Genomic DNA, 25,851 nt, shown 5'->3' with positions numbered 1-25,851 from the left:
TTTGTGGTAATTGAATATATAATGTATGCATAATAAACAGTAAATTTGTATTAAAATAGCTTTAATGATTATTAAAAAACCTACTCTAGAAAAGCTTACCCCGAGTTTTGGTAGTTCTATACTAATCAAACAACACGGAAAAGAAGCAGATAAGAATAATGCCTTTTGGCATTTTCATCCAGAACTAGAACTTGTTTATATCAATAAAGGACAAGGTAAAACACATATTGGCAACCATTTATCATATTTTAACAATAGTCAACTCATATTAATAGGTGCAAATTTGCCTCATAATGGATTTACAGATAGGCTAACGGCCAACGGTACAGAAACGATAGTGCAATTTAAACCTGATTTTTTAGGCAATGATTTTCTTAATGTTCCTGAAATGGCCAATATTGTATCATTATTTGAAAGGGCTAAAAAAGGAATCCGTTTTAAAGTTGATACCAAAAAGAAGATAGGACGAAAAATTGAAAAGCTTTTAGAACAAGATGGTTTAAAACGTGTGTTGAAATTTTTAGAAATTTTAAACCATTTGGCTACAACTGAGGATTACACCTTGCTAAATGCTGATGGTATTGCCTTAGAGACAAGTCCGCAAGACAGTAATAAAATTGATGCGATATATAAATACGTAAATGCTAATTTTAAAGAACATATTCCTTTAGATGATATTGCTGATGAGGTAAGTATGACTGTTCCTGCATTTTGTCGTTATTTTAAAAAAACAACAGGAAAAACCTTTACGCAAATGGTAAATGAATATAGAGTGGTGCATGCTACCAAGCTTTTAAATGAAAGCCAAATGAGTATTGCGGATATTTGTTTTGAATGTGGATTTAATAACTTTTCGCATTTTAATAAGCAGTTTAATGATATTACAGGTAAAAGTGCCTCACAATACAGAAAAGAAATTAAGCTAATAATACAATAAACTATAACTTATGGATGCTAAAATTACTGAAACATTAGAGTATTACTTTAAAAAAAGAAATGAAATTAAGGATTTTGTTAACAACAGCAATGATCTTAAAACGGACCAGATTATTGAAAATGGCGAAGAACTGGCTATTTTAGAATATAAAATCACAGCATTACAAGTTGCACTGGAGAATTAATTACTTTAGAAATAAAATAATTATAAACCTTATTTTTCGCCGTTCCATTCTGTATAAAATTGGTCTAAAAACCCTTGCATGTAATGATGCCTTTCTAAAGCAATCTGTTTTCCTGTTTTAGTATTCATTCTATCCTTTAATAGTAGCAATTTTTCGTAAAAATGATTAATGGTTGGTGCTGTTGATGCTTTATATTCCGCTTTAGTCATATTAAGCTTGGGTTTAATATCAGGATTATAAAGCGGTCTATTTTTAAAACCACCATAATTAAAACAACGCGCAATGCCAATGGCGCCAATAGCATCTAATCGGTCGGCATCTTGTACGACATCTAGTTCTACCGATTTGAATTTTTGAGCCTCGTTACCGCCTTTAAAAGAAATGTTTTCAATAATATTTACAACATGTTCGATAATAGTAGAATCAACATTCAAATGGAATAAAAACTCGCGCGCTATTCTTGGCCCTACAGTTTCATTGCCATTATGAAATTTGCTATCTGCAATATCGTGTAATAATGCACCAAGCGAAACGATGAGTATATCAACCTGTTCTGTTTTAGCGATTAAAAGTGAATTTTTATAAACCCGTTCAATATGAAACCAATCGTGACCACCTTCAGCATGAGCAAGGGTTTTTTTTACGAATGTTTTGGTTTGGGTTATTATTTCATCGGAAGGTATCATAATATAAAAATAAAAATTCCTTTCGATTTAGAAAGGAATTCGAGGCGCTTTTGTTTTAAAAAATTAGATTTCTTCTAGAACAGATGTTCCTTTAGATTTATCGCCTGAAGTCCATTGCCAACTTTCATGAAGGCGTATTTTTCCATTTGGCATTATTTCTGGTTTAGAATGGCAAATACCAGTCATCAGTTCGCCTTTTTTATTAATTTGATGGTATTGCATATTAATGTTACCGTTATCTTCTACTAAGCCTATAAGATGACCGGAAATAATATGATGATCACTATAACTACAGGTTAAAATATTATTATTTTGTTTATATTCAAAAATAGTAGAAATGGATACTTCACTATTCCTTGAAGTTAATACAGGTTTGAATATTTTGTTGTTATAGTTTATCAACTAAAAGCAAACGATTTATTTTATAATTGCAGGTTCTACCCATTTAAATTGAAATGAGTTTTCTGGAATTTTCATACGTTCAGCAATACGCGTCATTCTTGAGGGAAGTTTCATTAAATAATCTCTAGCTTTTTCAGCTTCTTCATTAAGGTTCCCAATTTTATCAATTTCCCAACGTGTAATTAGTTTTTCTAAAATTTCAATATAATCCATAGAAGTATATACACCAATACGTTGTGCAGTGTTTGAGAATTCTTCGAAAGCTGAACCGATTTTACCACCAGTTTCTCTTAAAAAATGGGCTGGCATTGTTATTTTTTGTTTCATCATATAATGAAAAGCCATCATCATTTGACTAGGGTCTACCTCAAAAATACGTTCTACAAATTCTGAATATGCATGATGATGCCTCATTTCATCACCAGAAATGATTTTACACATTTTAGATAAACGCTTATTGCCTTTATCTTTGGCCAATTTAGCTACGCGATTATGAGATACATAAGTGGCTAGTTCTTGAAAACTGGTGTAAACAAAATTTTTATAAGGATCTCTATCGGTTCCAATATCAAAACCATCCGCAATTAAATGTTGTGTAGTAATTTCAATTTCACGCATATTTACACGTCCTGAAAGATATAGGTATTTATTAAGCACATCACCATGACGGTTTTCTTCGGCAGTCCATTGACGTACCCATTTTGCCCAACCATTATTGCCATTTACTTGATCAACACCTTCAACATCCATTAACCACGATTCATAAGTTGGTAAAGCCTCTTCTGTAATCATATCGCCAACTAAAACTACCCAAAAATCATATGGTAATTCTTTGGCTAATGCTCTAATTTCTTTTACATCCTCAAAAAAGTTAGCCTCATTCGTTTCAGAATCTGGTAAAAAATCTGAGGGTTGCCATATTTTCTCAACAGGAATTAAATATTTTTCAACTAAAGTGTCAATGTCTTTTTCCAAAAACTGCATGACTTCAAATCTCTTATTCTTTAACGACATTTTTTTTTAGGCTTTTATATGTTGTGTAATAGTGGTTTCAATACTATTAATTAGGTCTTGTTTATTAACAAAGGTACTAACTTTTATAGGCTTATGCACAGTAAATTTAATATGAGTTCCTAAACCCATTGGGAATTTTCCATAGCGCAACGTTTTCCATGAGTTATTTATGGTAATAGGAACCACCAATGCTGATGGTATTTTTTTGAGTAAAATTTCTAATCCTTTTGTTTGAAAAGGCTTTGGCGTGCCATCTTTACTTCTTGTACCTTCTGGAAAAATTACAGCTGCACGTTTGGTATTCTCTATATATTCACCAAATTTCATGATAGCAGGTAAGGATTGTCTCGGGTTTTTTCTGTCGATTAAAACCGAACCGCCGTGGCGTAAGTTATAAGACACACTAGGAATGCCTTTTCCTAACTCCATTTTACTAATAAATTTAGGATGATGCTTGCGCATATACCACATAATGGGTGAGATGTCATACATGCTTTGATGATTTGCTACAATAATAAGGGGTTGATCGGTACTAATGTTATGCGGATTATCAAAAGTAAATCGCGTACCTAGAATATTCAAACAACGCATTAAGAAAAACTGTAATAAATCCACACTTTTTTTAAGTGCTGGATAGCCAAAAACACGATAACAAAAGGCTTGTATGGGGTGGAATATAAGTATAGTTAAAAAAAATGTAAAGCTATAAATAGCTGTTAGTGGATATGATAAGAGTTTAATCATGCCCCAAAAATAAATAAACTATACTTAAATCAAGTACGTTTTCGGGAATTTAGAAGCAGTTATTTTTTTCTTTGACAAGGCAAAGAGCAATTATAAAAACTAAAAATATACTTGATTTAAGCACATGTATTAATACACAGCAACGCAAACGTTATTTTTGCAATTTATGCTAGTTGGTGGGTTAGTTACAGCACAATCGGATGCGATTCCCCATTTTGTATTGAATTCCTTTTCTTTTTGATTGTAAATTTCAACTAAACTTTTAAGAGCTTCGGTATCAATAGAAGTAGAATATACCAAATAATTCCATAGACCTCCACAAGATTTCCTTCCTAGCCCAATAAATTTACATTCTGAAGCTTCATTGCAAGTAGAAGTGCTTGCTAAATCTTCAATTTGAGATTTTAGAACATTTAATTTGGCTTGTTCTTCGTCAAAAGTTAGATTCAAATGGTCTTCATCGCATTGAAAAGCAACAAAGCTTAAACATATTAAAAATAAAACAGCTATATAGCTGATTTTCATCAGGCTTTAATTTATTTATTGGATGGTGTAATTAAAAAAAGTTGCGTAAAGCACATAAAAAAACCACGATTAAATCGTGGCTTAATTTTTTAAATCAATATTCCCTGCTTTCTTTTGTCAAGAGAGATCAGGTCTGAGGTTTTTTAACAATGCTGGTTATAAGCATCAACAAGGTTTTCTGCAATTAATTCAGCAGGACGACCTTCAATGTGATGACGCTCTAGCATGTGTACCAATTCGCCATCCTTAAACAAGGCCATACATGGTGAGCTTGGAGGAAATGGAACCATATAACCACGAGCCGCATCGACCGCTTCTTTATCAACACCTGCAAAAACTGTTGTTATATAATCTGGACGTTTTGCATTTTGTAAACTCGTTCTAGCACCTGGGCGGGCATTAGCTGCTGCACATCCACAAACTGAATTTACAACCACAAGGGTAGTGCCTGTTTTAGCTAAAGCCGCATCAACAGCCTCGGCAGTTTGTAACTCTTCAAAACCAACGTTTGTTAAATCTTCTCGCATGGGTTTTACTAATTCTGCTGGATACATATTTTTAAATTTTAATAATTAACAATTTTTAGTTCCGATAGATATCGGTATGCAAAGATATTAATTGTGTAACAAAATTGTAATGGAATCAACTAACAAATATTATATTTGGTCATAATTAAAATCTATAACTTACATGAGTTTTTCAAAATGGATAGGAGCCTCGTTAGGCTGGTCGTTTGGAGGTCCTATAGGGGCCATAATTGGATTAGCATTAGGAAGTGTTGTTGATGCTATGTCTAATGGGAAGGATAATCCATTTTTGGGACAAGGACAATCTAACAGAGGAAGTAGGCCTACTTATAGAACACAACCCAGGCAACGCCCTGAAACCCAATCTGGCGATTTTGAAGTGAGTTTATTGATTCTAGCTTCTGTAGTTATAAAAGCCGATGGAAAACAAGATCAAAGTGAATTGGACTTTGTGCGTCAACAGTTTTTGAACATGTATGGTAAGGAACGTGCCAATCATGCTTTTAAATTGTTTAAAAACATAAGTAAGCAAAATGTTTCAGTAAGACCAGTATGTTTGCAAATACGCCAAATGATGGATCATCCATCACGTTTGCAACTCATGCACTTTTTATTTGGTATAGCCAAAGCCGATGGTGTTGTAACCAAAGACGAAGTCAAACAAATTTATACAATAGCTGGCTATTTAGGGATTAGTTCTAGAGATTATGAGAGTATAAAAGCTATGTTTTATAATAGTAGCGACAATGCCTATAAAGTTTTAGAAATAGAGAAAAGTGCTGCGGTTGATGAGATTAAAAAAGCCTATCGAAAAATGGCTAAAAAATACCATCCGGACAAAGTCATTCATTTAGGTAAAGAACACCAAAAAGGAGCTGAAGAAAAGTTTAGACAAGTACAAGCGGCTTATGAACAGATTCAGAAGGAACGTGAGTTTTAATTCCTGAGAAGAAAAAAAATCACTTTTTTATTTAATGGCTTTATAATTCTTATCAAGAAAATAAATAAATTGCACATCATTTTTTAAACGCATCAATCTTATGATTATAAAAAATATATTTGACGTTAAAGAAACAGAAACAGTTATTGATAGGATTAATGAATTAACGCCCACAACTAGGCCAATATGGGGGAAAATGAGTGCCGACCAAATGTTAGCACACTGCAATGTAACTTACGAAATGGTTTATGATAATAAGCATCCAAAACCAAATGGGTTAATTAAGTTTATGTTAAAACTATTTGTTAAAAGCAAGGTTGTAGGAGGCAAACCCTATAAAAAGAATAGTAAAACAGCACCACAGTTTTTAATTACAAACGCTAGAAACTTTGTAGAAGAAAAAGCGAGATTAACAGATTACTTAAAAAAATCTCAAAGTTTAGGCGAAGATTATTTTGATGGTATGGAATCCCACTCTTTTGGAATATTGACTAAAAAGGAATGGAATACAATGTTTTATAAACATTTAGATCATCACTTAAGTCAGTTTGGAGTCTAAATAAATTTAAATAAAAAACCAGCTAAACTTAAATGCATAGCTGGTTTTAAAATAGAGTATAGGATATACGAATTATTTACTCTTATATACTCTAGTTTCGTTTTCTTTTCCAAAGATCATAACAACTTTTTTTTCAGAATCTAAATATAATGATTCCAATGTCCAGCCTTCACTTTGTGTAGCCTCTAATAGACATTTACGAACATCTGGATTGTTTAAATCTAAACTTGAGTTAATAGTGTCATCTGCTTTTGCATTAACAGAAAACAAAAGCGTTATAGCTACGAATAGTAATTGTAATTTTTTCATTTTGGGGTGTTTTTAAGGTTATGTAATAATTACACACAAGATTATAGCATATTTTAATTACTCTTAAAAAAAATGGTTAATAGTGCATTATTTATTGTTAAAGTGACTAGGTGAACTACGAAAAGTAAATTTATTCGACGAAATGACATCTATATTTATACGTGTAGTTAAACTATAACGTAGTACTCGTTTACTTAAAAATGACTAAAGACTCCTTGTTGCTTACAGTTAGCTCAATGGTTCTACCCAAAATTAAAGCTCGATTGTCCTTTTCGTGTCCGGCAGGCATGTTAAATGCTATGGGAAAATCATATTCTGCCAAAGCATCTAGAATCAGTTGCTCGATGGACGCTCCCCAAAGCGTGGTGTTTTTACGTATTTTGCTCATATCGCCAACAATAACACCTTTGCAAGTATCAAAATATCCAGCACGTTTTAGACTTTGTAGCATACGGTCAATATGGTATTTATACTCACCAATTTCTTCAATAAACACTATTTTTCCAGAGGTATCAATACTAGTTTTTGAGCCTAACATGGTATGTAGCACCGTTAAATTACCGCCGACCAATTGTCCTGAAGCTGTACCTGCTTTATTGTACATGGAACCTTTTAAAGTATAACTTAAAGGGTTTCCGAAAAGGGCATTTTTAAATGTAGAAATACTAGCTTTTATTTCAGTTTCATCTTTAGGTAAACTCACACAAATTATGGCGTGTAAGCTTTCAACCCCTTCATTATGAATTTGATTGTGAAGTGCAGTAATATCAGAAAACCCAATAAGCCATTTAGGATGTTGTTTAAACTTTGAATAATCTAATTTATCTAAAATTCTAACCGTACCATAACCGCCACGAGCGCACCAAATGGCACTAATTTTAGGGTTGTCCAAAGCATTTTGTAAATCCTCACAACGTTCATTGTCCGTGCCAGCAAAATGATCAGCCTGATTAAATACATGTTTCCCTACTATCGTGTGCAATCCCCAACGTTTTAGCAAAGCTTGGGCTTGTTGTACTTCGCCTATTTTACTTTTTAAGATTCCTGAAGGCGCAACAATAGCAACGGTATCGCCTGCTTTTAAGTATGGTGGTTGTTTCAAAGTGATGTTTTGTTTTTCGTTTACAATGTTTTGTGCTGAAACAGTCTTTTTTCCGAAGAAAAAAACAGCACATAGTAAGCTTATTGTTAGTAGGTTTTTTGACATAATGTAAATGTACATTTTTTTTCTAAATCGGTCTCTAATTGATTACTTTTGTGGCTTCAAAAGATATAACAATGCCGAAAAGATACACTATTACCACAGCACTTCCATATACTAACGGACCTATCCATATTGGGCATTTAGCAGGGGTTTATGTGCCAGCCGATATTTATGCACGTTATTTACGCTTAACAGGAAACGATGTAGTTTTTATTGGCGGAAGTGATGAGCATGGTGTACCTATTACTATTAAAGCAAAAAATGAAGGCGTTTCACCGCAAGATATAGTTGATAAGTACCATGCAATCATAAAAAAATCGTTTGAAGATTTTGGGATTACTTATGATAACTATTCCCGAACATCAGCACCAATCCATCATGAAACCGCATCTGAATTCTTTAAAACCTTAAATGAAAAAGGTGAGTTTATTGAAGAAACCTCAGAACAGTTATACGATGCAGAAGCCAATCAGTTTTTAGCAGATCGTTTTGTTATTGGGACTTGTCCTAAATGTGGAAACGAAGAAAGCTATGGCGACCAATGTGAAAACTGCGGAACCAGCCATAATGGTACCGATTTAATAAATCCAAAATCGGCCATAACAGGAAATATACCAACATTAAAACAAACGAAACACTGGTTTTTACCTTTAGATAAGCACGAAGCCTTTTTAAAAAAATGGATATTAGAAGACCATAAAAAAGATTGGAAACCGAATGTTTATGGACAATGTAAATCTTGGATTGATGATGGTTTGCGTCCACGAGCAGTTACTAGAGATTTAGACTGGGGGATTCCAGTGCCTGCAGAAGGTGGTGAAGGAAAAGTACTTTATGTTTGGTTTGATGCGCCAATAGGTTACATTTCATCTACCAAAGAATGGGCAGCACGCGAAGGTAAAGATTGGGGACCGTATTGGAAAGATAAAGACACCAAACTGGTGCATTTTATAGGAAAAGATAATATTGTATTCCATTGCATTATTTTCCCAGCCATGCTAAAAGCCGAAGGGTCTTATGTGTTACCGGAAAATGTGCCTGCCAATGAATTTTTAAATTTAGAAGGTAATAAATTATCAACTTCAAAAAATTGGGCCGTTTGGTTGCCAGAATATTTAGAAGAATTTCCAGGTCAACAAGATGTATTACGCTATGTGTTAACAGCAAATGCACCAGAAACAAAGGATAACGATTTTACTTGGAAAGATTTTCAAGCCAGAAATAATAACGAACTTGTTGCCGTTTTTGGAAACTTTATTAACCGTGTGGCGGTATTAACGAATAAATATTACGAGGGTATTGTGCCACAGCCATCTGATTTTTTACAAGTAGATAATGATGCTTTGGCAGCTATAAAAGCATATCCAGATGTTATAGCAAGTTCTATTGAACGGTATCGTTTTAGAGAAGCGGGACAGGAATTAATGAATTTAGCACGTTTAGGGAATAAATATTTAGCAGATGCCGAACCTTGGAAAGTTATTAAAGTTGATGAAGCACGTACAAAAACCATTATGTATGTAGCCCTTCAAATAGCATCGGCATTGGCAACGTTAAGCGAACCGTTTTTACCGTTTACTTCTGCCAAATTAAAAAAGATTATCAATATCACGTCGAGCGCAGTCGAAACGTCTTGGAATGAGGTTTCAACTAAAGAAACGTTACTTCCTGCAAACCATCAAATAGGAAAAGCAGAACTGTTATTTTCTAAAGTTGAAGATGAAACCATCCAAAAGCAACTCGATAAATTAGAAGCCAGTAAAAAAGCAAACGAAGCGACAAACAAAGTTGTTGAACCTCAAAAAGAAACCATAGCTTTTGAAGATTTCACAAAATTAGATATTCGAGTTGGGACTATTCTAGAAGCTAAAAAAATGCCAAAAACCAAAAAGTTATTGGTTTTAAAAGTCGATACAGGTATTGATGTACGGACCATTGTATCTGGTATAGCAGAAAGTTTTACTGCTGAAGACGTTATTGGTAAGCGCGTTACCGTTTTAGTAAACTTAGCACCTAGAGCTTTACGCGGTGTGGAGAGTCAAGGTATGATTTTAATGACTGAGACACCTGATGGTAAATTGGTGTTTGTAAATCCAGATGATACTAAAGTTGGGAATGGGCTGCAGATTAGTTAAATGGTGTTAGAGATTATTCAGATATTTAAATACTACAAGGTTTTACAAAGAATTTTTTAAAGAAAGGTGACCCTTTTAATTAATAAGTGTCTCATTCTTGGAAATAGTAATCACTAAAATATTTTCAGATAAACTATACGATTAAAACATCTAAAAACAACTTTTAACCCGTAAATATCTTAGTTATTAATCAAATTTACACTTATGAGAAAAGCAATTATTTTGTTACTAGCCATTAGTCTAGCTTCATGTGGAGCGTCCAAAACAGTAAGAACATCAAAAAAAGTCATTAAAGGCGACTGGACTTTAAATTCTATAACTTATGATAAATCAGGAACCTATAATGTTACCTTGTTAAACGATGTTTCAAAAGCATGTTTTGAAGGCAGTACTTGGCAATTTGTTCCGAATAATAATACCGGTATTTATACTATTAATAGTACCGATTGTAGTACTGGAGAGCGTCATTTTGTGTTTACCATTCAAGAAATCGACCTAGAAACCGGACTTTACGACTTTTTATTAAAGCCAACGAATAACAAGTATAAATCGGAAAGCAATCAAGGGTTTAGATTGCGTTTAACATCGTTGTCAGATAGTGTAATGCAATGGCAACAAACCGTATCCGTAGATGGTAAGCCTTTTACAATTTCAATGAACTTTAATAAATAATAAAATTATGAATACACGTATAAATAAAATAGGAACAATCGTTTTAGCTTTAGTTTTAACTGCTAGTTTTACGAACTGTAAATCAGTGCAAAATGCAAATAACAAACAAAAAGGAGCCGTTATAGGAGCAACTGGAGGCGCTATATTGGGTGCTATTATTGGCAATAATGTTGGTAAAGGTGGCAATGGTGAATTAGGTGCTGTTATTGGTGGTGTTATTGGTGGTGGCGCAGGGATACTTATTGGAAATAAAATGGATAAGCAGGCACAAGAAATTGAAGAAGAACTACCAGGCGCACAAGTAGAGCGTGTTGATGATGGTATTGTAGTAACCTTTGAAGATGGTAGTGGGGTGTATTTTGCGACTAATAAATACAATATTAATTCAGCTTCCGAAGCAACCTTAAACAAATTAATTGCAATTTTTAAAGAAAATCCAGACACCAATATATTGGTAATAGGTCATACAGATAGTGTTGGTGCTGCCGATTATAATATGACACTTTCTAAAAATAGAGCCGAATCTGTTACAAATCACTTAAAGCAGAATGGCATTAGTTCAGGACGTTTAAACACGAACTGGTTTGGAGAAACAAAGCCTATTAATGATAATTCTACAGCAGAAGGACGTGCAAAAAACAGACGTGTAAATATTGTTATTGTGCCAAATGATGACATGATAGAAGATGCCAAGCGAGAAGCTGGTAATTAGTAAGGATTAATTCAAATTTTAAAACCTGTTTAAGAAATTAAACAGGTTTTTGTTTTTTTAAATGTAATGTTTAAGAGAGTTAACGGACTAAACCCAAATGCAAAAAACATTTACAGAGTTTTCTACCAATGCCATTTTAAAAATAGGGAATGAAGAACTTCTAGAATCCTATAAAACAACAAAGCATCCCGATTTATACACCTTTATAAGAACCAATAATTCTAGAGCGGAAATAGTAGTAGACAGTATTCCATATACCTTAGAGCCAAATAGTATTCTAGCATTAACAACCGTTCAGTATTTTCAATTTATAAAAGGAAAAAATTTAGTTGTCTATCAATTTAACCGTGAGTTTTATTGCATAAAAGACCATGACCAAGAAGTAAGTTGTGCGGGACTGTTGTTTTTTGGAAATGTGCACATTCCAATAATTGAATTAGATGAAAAAGAACATCGAAAACTAAATATACTTCACGAGGTGTTTTTAGACGAATTAGAAACTAAAGACACCATACAAGCAGAAATGTTGCGTATGCTTATGGCACGTTTTATTATAATAAGTACACGTTTATTAAAAGCAAAAGAAGGTTTTGTAGAAACCGCCAAAAACACCAAGATATATTTACTACGAGAATTCAATATGTTGGTAGAATCGCATTTTAAAACCGAACATAGCGTGTCGTATTATGCAGATAGATTATTTAAATCACCCAAAACCTTATCAAACACCTTTGCCAAATTAAATACAAGTCCGTTACAAATTATTCACGAACGTATTATTCTTGAAGCAAAGCGCTTATTAATCTATACTGACAAAACAGCTAAAGAAATAGCACACGAAGTTGGTTTTGAAGAAGCCTCTCATTTAAGCCGGTTATTCAAAAAACAGACAAACCTATCACCTTCAGACTTCAGAAAACAACTTAAAAAAGCATCTTAGGGAAAAATTGATAAGCCAATAGGCAATTCCACCATTCTATTTCACACTTTTCTGATTCATCTTTGTACCGAACAATTAAAACAACAAAGTCATGAATTTAAAGCATATATCTATTTTCAATTTAATTGAAATATTCAGAGGAAAAAGAAAAGAGGTGCTAAACACGATTTCACCTAAAACACATTGTGAGCAAAACCATATATCCGATTTCTATTGTGATGCAGAACGTCCGCATGTAACATCCAATACAATAGGATTAAATCAACAAAGGAAAAATTGGTAAGTTAAAAGGAATAACCAACATAGTATAACCTATACAAGCATCGCATCTTTGTACCGACAAAAACAAATCAGATTAAAAATAATAAACACTTAAAAAATTAAAATTATGAGCACATTTAATGTTCCTACCAGAGACCAAGTAAGCGAAAATAACCAAGCTATTTTCGATAATTTAAACAAAGCCTTAGGATTCGTACCTAACTTATATGCAACATATGCACATAGTGATACCGCTTTAGAAAATTATTTGACATTTTCAAACGCTAAAACATCTTTATCAGCTAAAGAAAGAGAGGTTGTAAACTTAGCAGTAAGCCAAGTTAACAATTGTGTGTATTGTTTGTCAGCCCATACAGCAATAGGAAAAATGAACGGTTTTAATGATGATCAAATCTTAGAATTAAGAGCTGGTTATGCATCTTTTGATAAAAAGCAAGATGCTTTAGCAAGATTAGCAAAAAATGTTACAGAAAATAGAGGAAGAACAGATTCTGATGTTTTAGAAAACTTCTTTAATGTTGGATATACAAAAGGAAACCTAATTGATGTAATTTCTTTAGTTGGAGATAAAACCATTTCAAATTATATTAATAACACAACAGAAATTCCTGTAGATTTTCCAGAAGCTCAACCATTAGAAACAACAACCGTATAGATAAAAGATAATCATTTATAAAATCAAAAAAATGAGAACAATCACAGAAACAACAAAAATTGAAGACGCGTTAATCGATCTTAAAGAATTACTAGGGAAAGGACAATTTCTAGAAGCAATGGATAAATATTTAGCAGACGATGTCATCTTACAAGAAGCAAACGGAGAACCTAAAGTGGGTAAAGACGTTTGTATAGCGGCAGAAAAAGAATTATTAGCAACCGTAGTGGAATTTTATAGATACGAAATGAATAATGTGGCAGTAACAGGAGACTTCTCATATTATGAAGCTATAATGGAGTTTAAAACCAATGATGGACAACATCACAAATTCGAACAAGTAAATAGAACCCAGTGGAAAGATGGCAAGATAATTAACGAACGCTATTACCACGCATAATAATAGTAATAATCAAATCAATAAATCCGAGCAAAAAGCTCATAAAATTTAAAACAATGAAAAAAGTAGTATCAATTTTAGTAATCGTATTAGCATTCGCATTCAACTCAAATGCACAAGACAGCATGATGGATAAAGCAGTAAAAACGATTGCTTTAGAACAAACAAAAGGAGAATTTGTTCAAAAAGCCATTACAGTAAGTGAAGGGACTTATGTATTTGAAGTGTCAAATAACCATGCTGCAAATGAAGTAGGCTTAGTTTTAGTACCAAAAGGAAAAGATGCTAGTAAACCAGAAAACCATATTAAAACAGCTTATGTAACAACAGTTGTTAAAGAGGGTAAAACAGAAAAAACTAATGCAACAACATTAGCAAAAGGCGAATATGTGTATTTCTGCCCATTAAACCCAACACCACAATATACACTAACAGTTCAGTAGTTTAGTTTGATTGATAGTAATTAAGGCTATTCTTTTTAAGGATAGCCTTTTTTTGTTTTTAAAAAAACTAAAATGTATTGTTATGAATTTGGAGAAATCTGTAACTTTACAAAAAGGAATATTATGTTATCAAAAACAATAGAAAAAGCATTAAATAATCAGATAAGAATTGAGGCAGAATCATCTCAAATATATTTAGCAATGGCCTGTTGGGCTGAGGTAAAAGGGTTAGAAGGCGTTTCTAATTTCATGTATGCACAATCTGATGAAGAACGCGAACACATGTTAAAATTGATTAAGTTTGTAAATGAACGTGGCGGACACGCTAAAATCTCACAGCTAAAAGAGCCCAACGTCATTTTTAAATCGTTCAAGGAAATGTTCGAAAAACTATTCGACCATGAAGTTTATGTCTCTCAAAGTATAAATGAATTAGTACATATAAGCCTTCAAGAAAAAGACTATGCCACCCATAATTTTTTGCAATGGTATGTAGCCGAACAAATTGAGGAAGAAGCTGTAGCACGTACCATTCTGGACAAGATTAACCTGATTGGCGATGATAAAGGCGGTTTGTATTTATTTGATAGAGATATTGAAAACCTAACCGTTACTACGGCAGCTACAAACACACCTCAATAATTTTAACAGTTAAGCTTATTTAGATTTAATAAAAATAACTTATTTTTGCCAGAGTTTAGATTTTATAGTTCTGTAGTGGGTAAAAAGAAGAAAAAGAAAGCAATAAAAAAATTACGAAAATTAGGAATAGATGTTCCTAATAAAGTAAAAACAAGTTGCTGTAAAAAATTTAAAAAAGGCGAAAATAAGCGGTGTAAAAAATGCCCTTGTTTTGATTTGATTAAGAAAGTGGCATAACATTCGATAAAGATAAAAATCGAGACCTGTTTAGTTTAAAAACCTGACAGGTCTTTTTAGTTGAAATAACTTCAAAATTCTTTAGATTTGGTTAAAATTTAGAGTTTCAATCAGCATGATAAAATATATAATCCAACACACACAACTTCCAGAACAATCAGTAAAAAGCACCATTGATTTATTAAATGAAGATTGCACCATCCCATTTATATCACGTTACAGAAAAGAGCGCACCGGAAATCTAAATGAAGTTCAAATAGGCGATATTGTAAAATTCAAAGAACAATTTGAAGCCTTAGAAAAGCGAAAGAAAGCCATTTTAAAAGCCCTAGAAGAACAAGGTGTCTTAACTTCAGAATTAAATCAAAAAATAGAAAATACTCAAGATTTAACAACACTAGAAGATATATACTTACCATACAAAAAAAGCCGAAAAACCAAAGCTGAAAAAGCAAGACAACACGGATTAGAACCATTGGCAAAAATCATTATGTCTCAAAATGCAAATGATATAGAATCCATAGCGTTTAAATATCTGAAAGGCGAAGTGAACTCAGTTGAAGATGCTTTACAAGGCGCACGTCATATTATTGCAGAATGGGTTAATGAGCGTACAGATATTCGGAATAACCTCCGCCGTCAGCTTGAGCGTTTTGCTATGATTTCCACAAAAGTGATAAAAACAAAAGTTGGAGATGAAAACGCTCAAAAATTCAGAGATTATTTTGATTGGGAAGAGCATCTCAGCAGAATCCCATCTCATCGATTATTAGCTATTTTAAGGGCTGAAAAAGAAGGTTTTATTAGAGTTAAAATTGGAATTGATAACGAACGCGCTATTGATAATATTGAAAGACGAATTATAAAAAGCAATAACGCTTGTGCAGAACAGATTGAAATTGCCATAAAAGATGCTTACAAACGCCTTTTATTGCCTGCATTAAGTAATGAAGCTTTACAATTAGCAAAAGACAAAGCCGATGCATCTGCCATAAGCGTGTTCGCTAAAAATTTAAAGCAACTCTTATTGGGTTCGCCATTAGGCGAAAAGCGCGTTTTGGCTATTGATCCTGGTTTTAGAACAGGCTGTAAAATTGTGTGTTTAGATGCCCAAGGCCAATTAAAATATAACGAAACCATATACCCGCATCCCCCAAAAAGTGATAGTATTGGAGCGATGAAAAAAATAAGTTCGTTAGCCGACGCTTATAAAATTGAAGCCATTGCCATTGGAAATGGTACCGCATCGCGAGAAACAGAAGCGTTAATACGAAAAGTACATTTTAAAAATGATGTGCAAGTTTTTGTGGTTAGCGAGGCAGGAGCAAGTATCTATTCAGCATCTAAAATAGCACGAGAGGAATTCCCGAATTACGATGTTACGGTGCGTGGTTCCGTTTCTATTGGCAGACGTTTACAAGATCCGTTAGCAGAATTGGTTAAAATTGATGCCAAGTCTATTGGCGTTGGGCAATATCAGCATGATGTAGACCAAACTAAGCTTCAAAAACAATTAGATGTTGTGGTTGAAAACTGTGTAAATTCAGTTGGGGTAAACATCAATACAGCAAGTAAACCGTTATTAAGTTACGTCTCCGGTATTGGACCAAAACTAGCAGAAAACATTTTTAATTATCGCAATGAAAATGGCGTTTTTAATTCAAGACAAGATATTAAAAAAGTACCACGATTAGGAGGAAAAGCTTTTGAGCAAGGTGCTGCATTTTTAAGAATTAAAGAAGCTCAAAACCCGTTGGATGATTCTGCCGTTCATCCCGAAAGTTATGGGATAGTTACTAAAATGGCAAAAGATTTAAAGAAATCCATTCAAGATTTAATAGGCAATAAAGCATTGCTTCAAAAGATAGATTTAAAAGCATATTGTACAGATTCAGTAGGGTTATTAACCTTAGAAGACATCATCAAAGAATTAGAAAAACCTGGACTGGATATTCGTGAACAAGCCAAAGTATTCACGTTCAATCAAAATATAAAAACCATTAATGATTTACGTGAAGGACAATTACTCCCAGGAATTGTTAATAATATCACCAATTTTGGATGTTTTGTAGATGTTGGTATTAAAGAAAGTGGGTTAATTCATGTTTCAAACCTATCAGATAGTTTTGTAAAAGATGTGAATGAACATGTGCATTTACACCAGCAAATTATTGTAAAAGTTTTAGAAGTTGATGTACCACGAAAGCGCATTCAGTTAAAGTTGCATAAATAGCGTTTTTAGTTTAATGCTTATATTTAAGCTTAAATTCAATTAAGATGGAAAGAGTACTATATATTTTATTAGGTTTTTCATTATTAGCGGCGTGTAATACTACTAGTAAAGAAGTAAAAGCGGAGAATTTAAAAGAAACCCCACCTGTAAAACGGCAAATAGTAGATTTAACCCATGTGTTTTCTGAAGAAACCGTGTATTGGGTAACAGCTAAAGAGTTTGAAATGGATGTTGTTGCAGCTGGCGAAACAGACAAAGGGTTTTATTATGCTGCTAACAATTTTGCAACGGCCGAACACGGTGGGACACATATAGATGCACCGATACATTTTGCTAAAGGCAAACAATACGTTGATGAAATTCCTTTAGAGAATTTAATAGGACATGCGATTAAAATTGATGTTTCAAAAACAGCTTTAACCAATCCCGATTATTTAGTAAGTATAGAAGATTTTACTAATTGGGAAGCACAAGAAAATATGCAAATCCCAGCAGGAAGTATTGTGTTATTAGAAACAGGGTTTTCAAAATTTTATCCAGATAAAAAAAAGTATTTAGGCACAGACCAACGTGGCGATGAAGCGGTAAAGTTGCTTCATTTTCCTGGGTTATCACCAGAAGCAGCCCAATGGCTGGTAGATAACAGAGATATTAAATCCATAGGCATTGATACGCCAAGTATTGATTACGGACAATCGCAATATTTTAAAACCCACGTTATTTTATTATCCGAAAACATTCCTGCCTTTGAAAACTTAACGAATCTGGACAAATTACCAAGTAAAGGCTTTGAAGTTGTGGCACTACCCATGAAAATAAAAGGAGGTAGTGGTGCGCCTTTAAGGATTGTGGCTTTTGTAAATTAAATAGATGTTTTCTTTTAATTTTATAATACGAGGTTGGAATAAAAAACCCCTTGATGATTCATAAAAGTACCATCCTTTTTATTTAAATCTAAGGTTTCGCCATTAAAATTTGTAGCAGGTAAATTGAGTTCATGATATATACAAGCTGTTGCAGCATAGTCCCAAATACTGCCGCCTCCAATATCTTTTTTTGGGAGTTTTAAAAAGCATGCAGGTCCATTTTCTAAAACTAAAATAGCATTTAGTACGGCGCCTGCTCCTGAAATTTCTTTAATGCCTTTTAACCCTAAATTGGTTTTATGGGTGTTGAGTATGTGTTGTATTTTGGCCGACTTAGGTGTGTCTTTTAATGTTTTATCGGTGGCGTAAGTTAAATAGTCATTCGTGTTTTTAATTGTCCAAGGCGTTCTGTCTTTATAAGCGCCAATTCCTTTTATAGCATGGTATAAGGTTTCAGTGCTAGGATCAAAAACAACGCCAATTACAGGCGTTCCATCTTTAGCAACTAAAGCAATAGACACAGAAAACCCAGGTTGTTTGTTAATAAAGGCTAATGTGCCATCCAAAGGGTCTATACACCAAAAAAAGTCCTTTTTAAATCGGCTTTCATCATCTTCTGTTTCTTCGGACAATAAACCAATTTCAAAGGCTTTATAAGTTGGCTTTAAATGCGATAAAATAACAGCTTCACATTCGCGATCTACTTGTGTTACGACTTGAGAGGCATAGTTAGATCCGCCTTCTTTTTGTTCTACAGTAATACTATCATCCATGTGCTTCTGAATGATTTTTCCAGCAGAAAGCGCCGCTTCAATGGCAATATTTGCTAATTGTTGTAAATCCATTGCTATAGGTTTTTAATGACTTCAGCAGTGATACGTTCGCTATAGCTATTAATTTTCCAATGGCCAGGACTCCAGCCTTTTAAAAACCGATGAAAATCTGCCCAAGCCACACGGTATAAAGGTCGCCATTCTTTTTCAAGGGCTTCATTTTTTTTACCAAGAGCTTTGTGTAAATGTGCAAAGTAGGTGTCTAATAGTTTTGATTCTAAACGTTCGCAATCGCTTTCATTAAGGCAACTTCCAATAAAATAGGCGACATCTTTCATACCACAGCCACCTCCTACATATTGAAAATCTACGCCTGCCACTTGTCCGTTTTCCGAAAAACAAAAGTTTGCCAATTTTGCATCACCATGAACAAACGTTTTAAAGTTACAACTATTCAGTTTGTTGTTAATAGTGACTGCTGCATTTTTTAATGGGTTATCTTGTAAAACCTCGAGTTCTTGAGGTCTGGTTTCCAAATGCCAATAGGTGCCAACGTCCCAAAGTCCGTCGGGAATTTCACTTAAATAACTGGCGTGAAATTGTGCCAACCATTCTAAACAAGTCTCAATATCTTTCCACTCAACGTTTTGTTTTCGTAATGGAAAGCCAGCTTTATCTAAATCTTCAAGTACTATAAGGACTTCATCTTGGTGACTTTCTATAGCAAAGCACTCTGGTAAACGTGCCATACTATGTTTACTATAACGCTCATACCAAGTGGTTTCTACTTCGTAAGATTTCAATTTTCTTTGATGGCCAATATCAGTATGCCATCCTCTGGGGTGATTATTGTTTCTAGGCAATTGCACATGTTTAACAACAACGCTTTCTAAAGGAGTGTTTTCTAATTGAACGCGTATAATTTTACCGTAACCACTCCATAATTCCTGAATGATTTCTTTTTTAATTAAAGAAGACGCGCCAGTTTCCTGCAGAATAACAGATTTAAAATAATCGTTCATAGGGCATCAAAGGTAGGGAAATGTGTTTTTTTTAATGTTAAATCGATTAGGCTTTGTCTGTTGTTTTTGTTTTCATTTTTTTTCACAAAAAAAGCGTCCAATGTCTTGAACGCTTTTAAATAGTATAGATTTTAATGTTTTTATCTATTCATATTCTTTATTTCGTCCATAAAAGTATCTAAGTCTACGCCGTTGTGAACTAACGTTAAAGCCTTATCAATTATATATTTTACGTTTACAGCATGAAAACCAAGACCAACCGCAATTTTCTTTAAAAGCAGCATTTCTGGGTCACCTTTAATGGTGTCAACATGTATCATACGTACCAAATCGTATAAACGCTCTAAACGATGGTCATAAGATACAGGTGGGTTTATAGGGTGAGACTGATAATCTTTTAAAATGGACTTATAATCAGTTTCGCTAATGTTTAAGTTTCGCGCTAATCTATCCAAAAAGTGTTTTTCATCATCAGTAATTACACCATCGGCCATAGCCACACGTACAATTGCAGCAAAATGACTCTCATTACGCTTTTTAAACCCACTGTCAAATAAATCTGAAAACGACATATATTTCTCTTTTTTTAGTCATGCAAACCTACATATTTTTTTCATTTTTTAATAGTATACAGACCGATATTTTTATTTTTAAAAGGCTATTCAGAGTTTGTTAAGATTTTCTATTTCTAAATAAAAGAGAATATTAAAGCTCTTCTTTAGACCATTGTGCTTTTTTGACTAAATCTGGGTGATTAGGGATATAAGAAAGCCCTTTTTTAAATATATTATAAGAAGATTTATATTTGCTTTTGTAATAGTAATAATTTCCTGCTCTAAGATATAAATCAACAATCAAATTTTTATTAATATCATTAACTAAGTTATTATTATCCATGACATTTTCAAACTTTTTTAAATAATTTGTTGCAGGATCAATGTCTTTACTTTTATAATTCATTAAAGATATATTTCCATAGAAATGGGCTAAACTTATTGAGTAACGTTTATTTGTTTTTAAAAACGCGTATTTTTCAGTCATTGTTAAAAATGAATCAAGGGAGTTTAGGTCATACATTGAAAACATGACTTTTTTAAAACACACATACTCAATTATCTGCTTTGCTATTTTACTATTTGAATTGAACTTTAAGATGGTGTCAGCGTACTTTAAGGCTTGATCATGATCTTCATCAGAAGCTGCATGTCTAGCCAAATATTCATATAAAAATTCAATAGCTTCGTTTCTTACTTTTTCGTTAGTTATAGTTTTAAATTTATTAATGGTTTCTTCTATAAATTCAGAATCGTTGTCGTCATGTTCAGTGATTTTAAATAATGTAGACTTTAAACTAGCTATAGAGTAGTCTTCTGGATAATTAGATATAGATAATAATTCAATTAAATAATCTACATCTTTTTGATTGTTAAATGTTAAATCATTAATTTGGGTAAACATGATACTTTTAAGGATTGGCTTAATAAGTGGAGAGGAATAAAAAACTTTTGCCTTCCTTAAATTATTTAAAGCTTCTGAATAGTTAACATTATTTAATTCAAATAAGCCTTTATTATAATATTGCATGCCTATTAAGTTGCATTTATTTATAAATTCCTTGCCATAAAAATAGTCTTCATAGAATTTCATATAACCTTTTTCTGCAACCTCTTCCTTTGTAACTAATTTATAAGCTATAAGTTCGTCTATAATTTTTTGCACCTCAGTTTCTTTAGGTGTAGAATAGCCATAGGCTCCAGGAGCAGTAGTTTCTAAATAAATTTTGTGGGAATTAGGGTAGGCGATTAGGAAGACATGCGAAGGTGTTTCTTTAATGTGATAGGGAATATGTAATTCATCAAAAGCAAAAGCATATAGGGCAGATGCAGTAACACAATTATAAGTACCATCATTAAAAATATCACTAAAATAAGCATCTAAAGTATACTTTTTGAAAAACTTGTCATGGATAATATCATAGATATATTTAATTCTTTTTTTCTCTTTTTTAGCTTTTTCTTCTTTTTTAGGAAAGCTTTTTATAACCGTATATAACTCTTGTTTAAAGGTGTCTACTGTTTCTTGATTCATTATTGAATCAATAGCAAAAAGGCTTTCAATAAAATTATAATTTATAGAATCCTTTTTGAAGGATTTAAATATGTTTTCTTCAAAAGTTGTTGTATAGGTTTGTCCTTGAATAGCAAATGTTAAAATGAAAGCGAAAAAAGTAAAATAGGCTTTGAGATTGTTCATGAAAAATAGTAGTCCGATTATAATAAACTAATTTAATCAATTAAATGAATATAGTTGTAAAGGTTTTAGTATTAATACGAAGTATAAATTATAAATAGTTTCATTGAAAAAGTTATAGAAATAATCCGAAACCGTATATTTACACACGAAAAATTTTTTAGGTGAGTAAAACCCATATCTCTCAAACCTATTTACAGACTTTGCAAACGCAAAATCTGCAAGCTGCTATTGACCAAACTCAAAATAAAACACATTTAAAAGGACTAGTTGGTTCCTCATTTTCCTTTGTAATATCGAGTGTTTTTAAACAAGCAGAAAAACCTTTTTTACTCGTTTTTAACGATAAAGAAGAAGCAGCACATTATCTAAATGATTTAGAACAACTACTAAATGATAAAGATGTGTTGTTCTATCCAGGAAGTTACAGAAGACCATACGACATTGAAGAAACCGATAATGCCAATGTATTATTGCGAGCTGAGGTTTTAAATCGTATCAATTCGCAAAAAAAACCAGCCATTATAGTGACCTACCCTGATGCGCTTTTTGAGCAGGTGGTTACCAGAAAAGAGTTAGAACGTAATACCCTAAAAGTTGGTGTAAATGATAATTTGTCTATCGATTTTGTAAATGAGGTCTTGTTTGAATACCAATTCAAACGTGTCGATTTTGTTACCGAACCTGGAGAGTTTTCAGTGCGAGGTGGTATTGTAGATGTGTTTTCGTTTTCGCATGATGAACCCTATCGTATTGAATTTTTTGGCGATGAGGTAGATAGTATCAGAACGTTTGATGTGGAAACGCAACTATCCATCGAGCAGATAAAAAAAATCAATATTATTCCCAATGTTGCGAATAAGTTATTACAGGAAAGTCGACAAAGTTTTCTTAAATACATGGCTCAAAAAACAGTAGTCTGTTTAAAAAATGCCGATTTGCTGTTTTCAAGAATTGATGATTTTTATGCTAAAGCAGAAGAGGCTTTTAAAGCACTTTCAATAGATATAAAACATGCAGAACCTCAGGAATTGTTTTGTAATGCTTCGTTACTAAAAAAACAACTACTTGATTTTTCAATTATTGAGTTTGGGACACAAAGTGTCTTTTGTCATTCAGAGCAAAGCGAAGACTCTTTTTCTCGATATAACGAAATAACTTTCACCACAACCCCACAACCATCTTTCAATAAGCAGTTTAATCTGTTAATAGACGATTTAAACACCAATCATAATAAAGGCTATACCAACTATATAGCTTGTGTGAGTGAGCAACAAGCTAAACGGTTTCATGATATTTTTGAAGATGTTGATGGCGAAGTGCATTATAAAACTATTGTACTCTCATTACATCAAGGTTTTATAGACCATGACACTAAAACAGTATGTTATACGGATCATCAAATCTTTGAGCGCTACCATAAGTTCCATCTTAAAAACGGTTATGCCAAAAAGCAAGCCATTACCTTAAAAGAGCTTACTAATTTAGATATCGGTGATTATGTTACCCATATCGACCATGGTATTGGTCGTTTTGGAGGGCTTCAAAAGATTGATGTAGAAGGCAAAAAGCAAGAAGCCATTAAGTTAGTTTATGGGGAACGCGATGTCTTGTATTTAAGCATTCATTCGCTACATAAAATCACTAAGTTTAATGGTAAAGATGGAAAGCCTCCCAAGGTTTATAAATTGGGTAGTAAAGCTTGGAAAACCCTAAAACAAAAAACAAAAGCCCGTGTAAAACACGTAGCATTTAACTTAATAAAACTTTACGCCAAACGTAAAACCGAAAAAGGCTATCAATACAACCCCGATAGTTATATGCAGCATGAGTTGGAGGCTTCTTTTATTTACGAAGACACCCCAGACCAAAGTACAGCAACAGCGGATATTAAAATGGATATGGAAAGCGAACGTCCTATGGACCGTTTAATTTGTGGAGATGTTGGGTTTGGTAAAACCGAAGTGGCCATACGTGCAGCATTTAAAGCTGTAGATAATGGTAAACAAGTGGCTGTTTTAGTGCCAACCACCATTTTGGCGTATCAGCATTCAAGAACATTCAAAGAACGCTTAAAAGATTTCCCTATTACAGTAGATTACGTCAATCGATTTAGAACTGCTAAAGAAAAACGTGAAACTTTGGAAGGTTTAGAACAAGGGCAAGTTGATATTATTATTGGAACACATCAACTGGTCAATAAAAATGTAAAGTTTAAAGATTTAGGACTTTTAATTGTAGATGAAGAACAAAAGTTTGGAGTTGCTGTAAAAGAAAAACTTAAAACGTTAAAAGATAATGTGGATGTGTTAACACTAACGGCAACACCAATTCCTAGAACGCTTCAGTTTAGCCTAATGGCTGCTCGAGATTTATCGGTGATTACAACGCCACCTCCAAACCGATACCCCATAGAAAGCCATGTTATTCGATTTAACGAAGAAACGATTCGCGATGCCGTAAGTTATGAAATAGCACGTGGAGGGCAAATCTTCTTTATTCATAATCGAATTGAAAATATTAAAGAAGTGGCTGGAATGATTCAACGGTTAGTACCCGATGCTAAAATTGGTATTGGCCACGGGCAAATGGAAGGTAAAAAACTGGAACAGCTCATGCTACAATTTATGGATGGCGCTTTTGATGTTTTAGTAAGTACTACGATTGTAGAAAGTGGACTGGATGTACCAAACGCCAATACTATTTTTATTAATAATGCCAATAATTTTGGACTGAGCGATTTACACCAAATGCGTGGTCGTGTAGGACGAAGTAATAAAAAAGCATTCTGCTATTTTATAACACCAGAATATTCGGCTATGACTGATGATGCCAGAAAACGAATTACTGCTTTAGAGCAATTTACAGAATTAGGTAGTGGTTTTAATATAGCTATGAAAGATTTAGAAATCCGTGGCGCAGGCGATTTATTAGGTGGCGAGCAAAGTGGATTTATAAATGAAATAGGTTTCGATACCTACCAGAAAATACTAAATGAAGCTATTGAAGAACTCAAAGAAAATGAGTTTAAAGACTTGTATAACGAGTCAAGTGAAGACAAAGTTTATGTAAAAGATGTAACGATTGATACCGATTTTGAACTGCTTTTTCCAGATAGTTATGTGAACAATATTGCAGAACGATTAAATTTGTACACACAACTTAATAATTTAAAAAACGCAGCAGAATTAGATAAATTTGAAGCTGAATTAATTGATCGTTTTGGGGAATTGCCAAAACAAGTGACCGATTTATTAAATAGTGTCCAAATAAAGTGGTTGGCTACTAAAATAGGTTTTGAGAAAATTATTATGAAACAAGGCAAGCTCATAGGCTATTTTATTAACGACCAACAAAGTAGCTTTTATCAAAGCTCTAATTTTACAAAAGTATTGCAGTTTGTTCAAACACATGCAAGTACATGTAAAATGAAAGAAAAGCAAACTCGAAACGGATTGCGTTTAATGCTTACCTTTGATAACATAAAAACGGTAAAACAAGTATTAAACGCTTTACAGCCTATTATGGCTTAATTATTGTTTTTTTAAAAATAAACAC

At 33.1% G+C, this 25,851-nt stretch carries 29 protein-coding genes; 17 read left to right on the top strand and 12 right to left on the bottom strand.

All coding sequences use genetic code 11. The features are described from left to right. Window positions 1-64: 64 nt before the first annotated feature. Window positions 65-937, top strand: a complete 873-nt coding sequence (locus ABD941_RS06930; RefSeq protein ID WP_345273352.1) for an AraC family transcriptional regulator — start codon at window positions 65-67, stop codon at window positions 935-937. Between the two features lie 10 nt (window positions 938-947). Continuing rightward, the gene (locus ABD941_RS06925) at window positions 948-1,121 is read left to right on the top strand and encodes a hypothetical protein (protein ID WP_345273351.1); all 174 of its coding nucleotides are present in this window, start codon (window positions 948-950) and stop codon (window positions 1,119-1,121) included. Window positions 1,122-1,150: 29 nt separating this feature from the next. On the opposite strand, the gene ABD941_RS06920 is transcribed toward ABD941_RS06925, so the two are convergent. From ABD941_RS06920 to ABD941_RS06895, 6 genes are all read right to left on the bottom strand, one after another. After that, window positions 1,151-1,807, bottom strand: coding sequence for an HD domain-containing protein (locus tag ABD941_RS06920; RefSeq protein WP_425557094.1), 657 nt, complete (start codon window positions 1,805-1,807; stop codon window positions 1,151-1,153). A gap of 63 nt (window positions 1,808-1,870) precedes the next feature. Beyond that, window positions 1,871-2,209: an avidin-fold protein gene (locus ABD941_RS06915; RefSeq protein WP_345273350.1), complete on the bottom strand. Its 339-nt coding sequence runs from the start codon at window positions 2,207-2,209 to the stop codon at window positions 1,871-1,873. A 15-nt stretch (window positions 2,210-2,224) separates the two neighbouring features. Continuing rightward, window positions 2,225-3,223 (bottom strand): acyl-ACP desaturase, encoded by a 999-nt coding sequence (locus tag ABD941_RS06910; protein ID WP_345273349.1) that lies wholly within the window; start codon window positions 3,221-3,223, stop codon window positions 2,225-2,227. 6 nt (window positions 3,224-3,229) lie between these two features. Then, window positions 3,230-3,967, bottom strand: a complete 738-nt coding sequence (locus tag ABD941_RS06905; protein ID WP_345273347.1) for a lysophospholipid acyltransferase family protein — start codon at window positions 3,965-3,967, stop codon at window positions 3,230-3,232. 129 nt (window positions 3,968-4,096) lie between these two features. After that, on the bottom strand, window positions 4,097-4,492 hold the full coding sequence (locus ABD941_RS06900; protein ID WP_345273346.1) for a hypothetical protein: 396 nt from the start codon (window positions 4,490-4,492) through the stop codon (window positions 4,097-4,099). Between the two features lie 143 nt (window positions 4,493-4,635). Further along, window positions 4,636-5,046, bottom strand: coding sequence for a BrxA/BrxB family bacilliredoxin (locus ABD941_RS06895; protein WP_345273345.1), 411 nt, complete (start codon window positions 5,044-5,046; stop codon window positions 4,636-4,638). A 136-nt stretch (window positions 5,047-5,182) separates the two neighbouring features. On the opposite strand from ABD941_RS06895, the gene ABD941_RS06890 reads away from it, so the two are divergent. Both ABD941_RS06890 and ABD941_RS06885 read left to right on the top strand, forming a co-directional pair. Beyond that, a complete protein-coding gene (locus tag ABD941_RS06890) occupies window positions 5,183-5,959 on the top strand; it encodes a TerB family tellurite resistance protein (RefSeq protein ID WP_345273344.1) in 777 nt (258 codons plus the stop codon). A 106-nt stretch (window positions 5,960-6,065) separates the two neighbouring features. Further along, on the top strand, window positions 6,066-6,518 hold the full coding sequence (locus tag ABD941_RS06885; RefSeq protein WP_425557101.1) for a DUF1569 domain-containing protein: 453 nt from the start codon (window positions 6,066-6,068) through the stop codon (window positions 6,516-6,518). Between the two features lie 72 nt (window positions 6,519-6,590). On the opposite strand, the gene ABD941_RS06880 is transcribed toward ABD941_RS06885, so the two are convergent. After that, window positions 6,591-6,827: a hypothetical protein gene (locus ABD941_RS06880; RefSeq protein WP_345273342.1), complete on the bottom strand. Its 237-nt coding sequence runs from the start codon at window positions 6,825-6,827 to the stop codon at window positions 6,591-6,593. Between the two features lie 190 nt (window positions 6,828-7,017). Then, complete coding sequence (locus tag ABD941_RS06875) at window positions 7,018-8,034, bottom strand: S66 peptidase family protein (RefSeq protein ID WP_345273341.1); 1,017 nt, start codon at window positions 8,032-8,034, stop codon at window positions 7,018-7,020. A gap of 71 nt (window positions 8,035-8,105) precedes the next feature. On the opposite strand from ABD941_RS06875, the gene metG reads away from it, so the two are divergent. The 12 genes from metG to ABD941_RS06815 all read left to right on the top strand — a co-directional run bounded on the left by metG (window position 8,106) and on the right by ABD941_RS06815 (window position 18,248). Then, the gene (gene metG, locus ABD941_RS06870) at window positions 8,106-10,166 is read left to right on the top strand and encodes a methionine--tRNA ligase (protein WP_345273340.1); all 2,061 of its coding nucleotides are present in this window, start codon (window positions 8,106-8,108) and stop codon (window positions 10,164-10,166) included. A gap of 204 nt (window positions 10,167-10,370) precedes the next feature. Further along, a complete protein-coding gene (locus tag ABD941_RS06865; protein WP_345273338.1) occupies window positions 10,371-10,838 on the top strand; it encodes a lipocalin family protein in 468 nt (155 codons plus the stop codon). 7 nt (window positions 10,839-10,845) lie between these two features. Next, window positions 10,846-11,550: a YiaD family glycine zipper/OmpA-like lipoprotein gene (locus ABD941_RS06860; RefSeq protein WP_345273337.1), complete on the top strand. Its 705-nt coding sequence runs from the start codon at window positions 10,846-10,848 to the stop codon at window positions 11,548-11,550. Window positions 11,551-11,647: 97 nt separating this feature from the next. Next, a complete protein-coding gene (locus tag ABD941_RS06855; RefSeq protein WP_345273336.1) occupies window positions 11,648-12,490 on the top strand; it encodes an AraC family transcriptional regulator in 843 nt (280 codons plus the stop codon). 91 nt (window positions 12,491-12,581) lie between these two features. Further along, window positions 12,582-12,773: a hypothetical protein gene (locus ABD941_RS06850; protein WP_345273335.1), complete on the top strand. Its 192-nt coding sequence runs from the start codon at window positions 12,582-12,584 to the stop codon at window positions 12,771-12,773. 105 nt (window positions 12,774-12,878) lie between these two features. After that, a complete protein-coding gene (locus ABD941_RS06845; protein ID WP_345273334.1) occupies window positions 12,879-13,427 on the top strand; it encodes a carboxymuconolactone decarboxylase family protein in 549 nt (182 codons plus the stop codon). 31 nt (window positions 13,428-13,458) lie between these two features. Then, window positions 13,459-13,827, top strand: coding sequence for a SnoaL-like domain-containing protein (locus ABD941_RS06840; RefSeq protein WP_345273332.1), 369 nt, complete (start codon window positions 13,459-13,461; stop codon window positions 13,825-13,827). A 56-nt stretch (window positions 13,828-13,883) separates the two neighbouring features. Beyond that, entirely contained in the window at window positions 13,884-14,270 is a 387-nt protein-coding gene (locus ABD941_RS06835) for a cupredoxin domain-containing protein (protein ID WP_345273331.1), read from the top strand. A gap of 123 nt (window positions 14,271-14,393) precedes the next feature. Next, entirely contained in the window at window positions 14,394-14,912 is a 519-nt protein-coding gene (locus tag ABD941_RS06830; protein WP_345273330.1) for a ferritin, read from the top strand. Between the two features lie 45 nt (window positions 14,913-14,957). After that, on the top strand, window positions 14,958-15,149 hold the full coding sequence (locus ABD941_RS06825; protein ID WP_345273328.1) for a hypothetical protein: 192 nt from the start codon (window positions 14,958-14,960) through the stop codon (window positions 15,147-15,149). Window positions 15,150-15,264: 115 nt separating this feature from the next. Then, a complete protein-coding gene (locus ABD941_RS06820; RefSeq protein ID WP_345273327.1) occupies window positions 15,265-17,382 on the top strand; it encodes a Tex family protein in 2,118 nt (705 codons plus the stop codon). Window positions 17,383-17,426: 44 nt separating this feature from the next. Further along, a complete protein-coding gene (locus tag ABD941_RS06815) occupies window positions 17,427-18,248 on the top strand; it encodes a cyclase family protein (RefSeq protein ID WP_345273326.1) in 822 nt (273 codons plus the stop codon). 20 nt (window positions 18,249-18,268) lie between these two features. Here ABD941_RS06815 and ABD941_RS06810 read toward each other — a convergent pair whose 3' ends face one another. The 4 genes from ABD941_RS06810 to ABD941_RS06795 form a co-directional block, all read right to left on the bottom strand. Beyond that, a complete protein-coding gene (locus tag ABD941_RS06810) occupies window positions 18,269-19,093 on the bottom strand; it encodes a 3'(2'),5'-bisphosphate nucleotidase CysQ family protein (RefSeq protein WP_345273324.1) in 825 nt (274 codons plus the stop codon). Window positions 19,094-19,095: 2 nt separating this feature from the next. Then, a complete protein-coding gene (locus ABD941_RS06805) occupies window positions 19,096-20,043 on the bottom strand; it encodes an oxidoreductase family protein (protein ID WP_345273323.1) in 948 nt (315 codons plus the stop codon). A 140-nt stretch (window positions 20,044-20,183) separates the two neighbouring features. Further along, a complete protein-coding gene (locus ABD941_RS06800; protein ID WP_345273322.1) occupies window positions 20,184-20,615 on the bottom strand; it encodes a TerB family tellurite resistance protein in 432 nt (143 codons plus the stop codon). Between the two features lie 133 nt (window positions 20,616-20,748). Further along, window positions 20,749-22,296 (bottom strand): hypothetical protein, encoded by a 1,548-nt coding sequence (locus tag ABD941_RS06795; protein ID WP_345273321.1) that lies wholly within the window; start codon window positions 22,294-22,296, stop codon window positions 20,749-20,751. A 161-nt stretch (window positions 22,297-22,457) separates the two neighbouring features. On the opposite strand from ABD941_RS06795, the gene mfd reads away from it, so the two are divergent. Further along, window positions 22,458-25,826: a transcription-repair coupling factor gene (mfd, locus tag ABD941_RS06790; protein WP_345273320.1), complete on the top strand. Its 3,369-nt coding sequence runs from the start codon at window positions 22,458-22,460 to the stop codon at window positions 25,824-25,826. The last annotated feature ends 25 nt before the right edge of the window (window positions 25,827-25,851 follow it).

The sequence above is a fragment of the Flaviramulus aquimarinus genome (assembly GCF_039543205.1).
GTDB classification, from domain to species: domain Bacteria; phylum Bacteroidota; class Bacteroidia; order Flavobacteriales; family Flavobacteriaceae; genus Flaviramulus_B; species Flaviramulus_B aquimarinus.
The sequence above is the reverse complement of the archived record's forward strand: the minus strand, read 5'-3'. Positions and strand labels throughout refer to the sequence as shown.

Bases quoted from the DNA above. Each gene is read 5' to 3' on its own strand.
- ABD941_RS06930 (WP_345273352.1), top strand. From the start codon at position 65: ATGATTATTAAAAAACCTACTCTAGAAAAGCTTACCCCGAGTTTTGGT.
- ABD941_RS06925 (WP_345273351.1), top strand. From the start codon at position 948: ATGGATGCTAAAATTACTGAAACATTAGAGTATTACTTTAAAAAAAGA.
- ABD941_RS06920 (WP_425557094.1), bottom strand. From the start codon at position 1,807: ATGATACCTTCCGATGAAATAATAACCCAAACCAAAACATTCGTAAAA.
- ABD941_RS06910 (WP_345273349.1), bottom strand. From the start codon at position 3,223: ATGTCGTTAAAGAATAAGAGATTTGAAGTCATGCAGTTTTTGGAAAAA.
- ABD941_RS06905 (WP_345273347.1), bottom strand. From the start codon at position 3,967: ATGATTAAACTCTTATCATATCCACTAACAGCTATTTATAGCTTTACA.
- ABD941_RS06900 (WP_345273346.1), bottom strand. From the start codon at position 4,492: ATGAAAATCAGCTATATAGCTGTTTTATTTTTAATATGTTTAAGCTTT.
- ABD941_RS06895 (WP_345273345.1), bottom strand. From the start codon at position 5,046: ATGTATCCAGCAGAATTAGTAAAACCCATGCGAGAAGATTTAACAAAC.
- ABD941_RS06890 (WP_345273344.1), top strand. From the start codon at position 5,183: ATGAGTTTTTCAAAATGGATAGGAGCCTCGTTAGGCTGGTCGTTTGGA.
- ABD941_RS06880 (WP_345273342.1), bottom strand. From the start codon at position 6,827: ATGAAAAAATTACAATTACTATTCGTAGCTATAACGCTTTTGTTTTCT.
- ABD941_RS06875 (WP_345273341.1), bottom strand. From the start codon at position 8,034: ATGTCAAAAAACCTACTAACAATAAGCTTACTATGTGCTGTTTTTTTC.
- metG (WP_345273340.1), top strand. From the start codon at position 8,106: ATGCCGAAAAGATACACTATTACCACAGCACTTCCATATACTAACGGA.
- ABD941_RS06865 (WP_345273338.1), top strand. From the start codon at position 10,371: ATGAGAAAAGCAATTATTTTGTTACTAGCCATTAGTCTAGCTTCATGT.
- ABD941_RS06860 (WP_345273337.1), top strand. From the start codon at position 10,846: ATGAATACACGTATAAATAAAATAGGAACAATCGTTTTAGCTTTAGTT.
- ABD941_RS06855 (WP_345273336.1), top strand. From the start codon at position 11,648: ATGCAAAAAACATTTACAGAGTTTTCTACCAATGCCATTTTAAAAATA.
- ABD941_RS06850 (WP_345273335.1), top strand. From the start codon at position 12,582: ATGAATTTAAAGCATATATCTATTTTCAATTTAATTGAAATATTCAGA.
- ABD941_RS06845 (WP_345273334.1), top strand. From the start codon at position 12,879: ATGAGCACATTTAATGTTCCTACCAGAGACCAAGTAAGCGAAAATAAC.
- ABD941_RS06840 (WP_345273332.1), top strand. From the start codon at position 13,459: ATGAGAACAATCACAGAAACAACAAAAATTGAAGACGCGTTAATCGAT.
- ABD941_RS06835 (WP_345273331.1), top strand. From the start codon at position 13,884: ATGAAAAAAGTAGTATCAATTTTAGTAATCGTATTAGCATTCGCATTC.
- ABD941_RS06830 (WP_345273330.1), top strand. From the start codon at position 14,394: ATGTTATCAAAAACAATAGAAAAAGCATTAAATAATCAGATAAGAATT.
- ABD941_RS06820 (WP_345273327.1), top strand. From the start codon at position 15,265: ATGATAAAATATATAATCCAACACACACAACTTCCAGAACAATCAGTA.
- ABD941_RS06815 (WP_345273326.1), top strand. From the start codon at position 17,427: ATGGAAAGAGTACTATATATTTTATTAGGTTTTTCATTATTAGCGGCG.
- ABD941_RS06810 (WP_345273324.1), bottom strand. From the start codon at position 19,093: ATGGATTTACAACAATTAGCAAATATTGCCATTGAAGCGGCGCTTTCT.
- ABD941_RS06805 (WP_345273323.1), bottom strand. From the start codon at position 20,043: ATGAACGATTATTTTAAATCTGTTATTCTGCAGGAAACTGGCGCGTCT.
- ABD941_RS06800 (WP_345273322.1), bottom strand. From the start codon at position 20,615: ATGTCGTTTTCAGATTTATTTGACAGTGGGTTTAAAAAGCGTAATGAG.
- ABD941_RS06795 (WP_345273321.1), bottom strand. From the start codon at position 22,296: ATGAACAATCTCAAAGCCTATTTTACTTTTTTCGCTTTCATTTTAACA.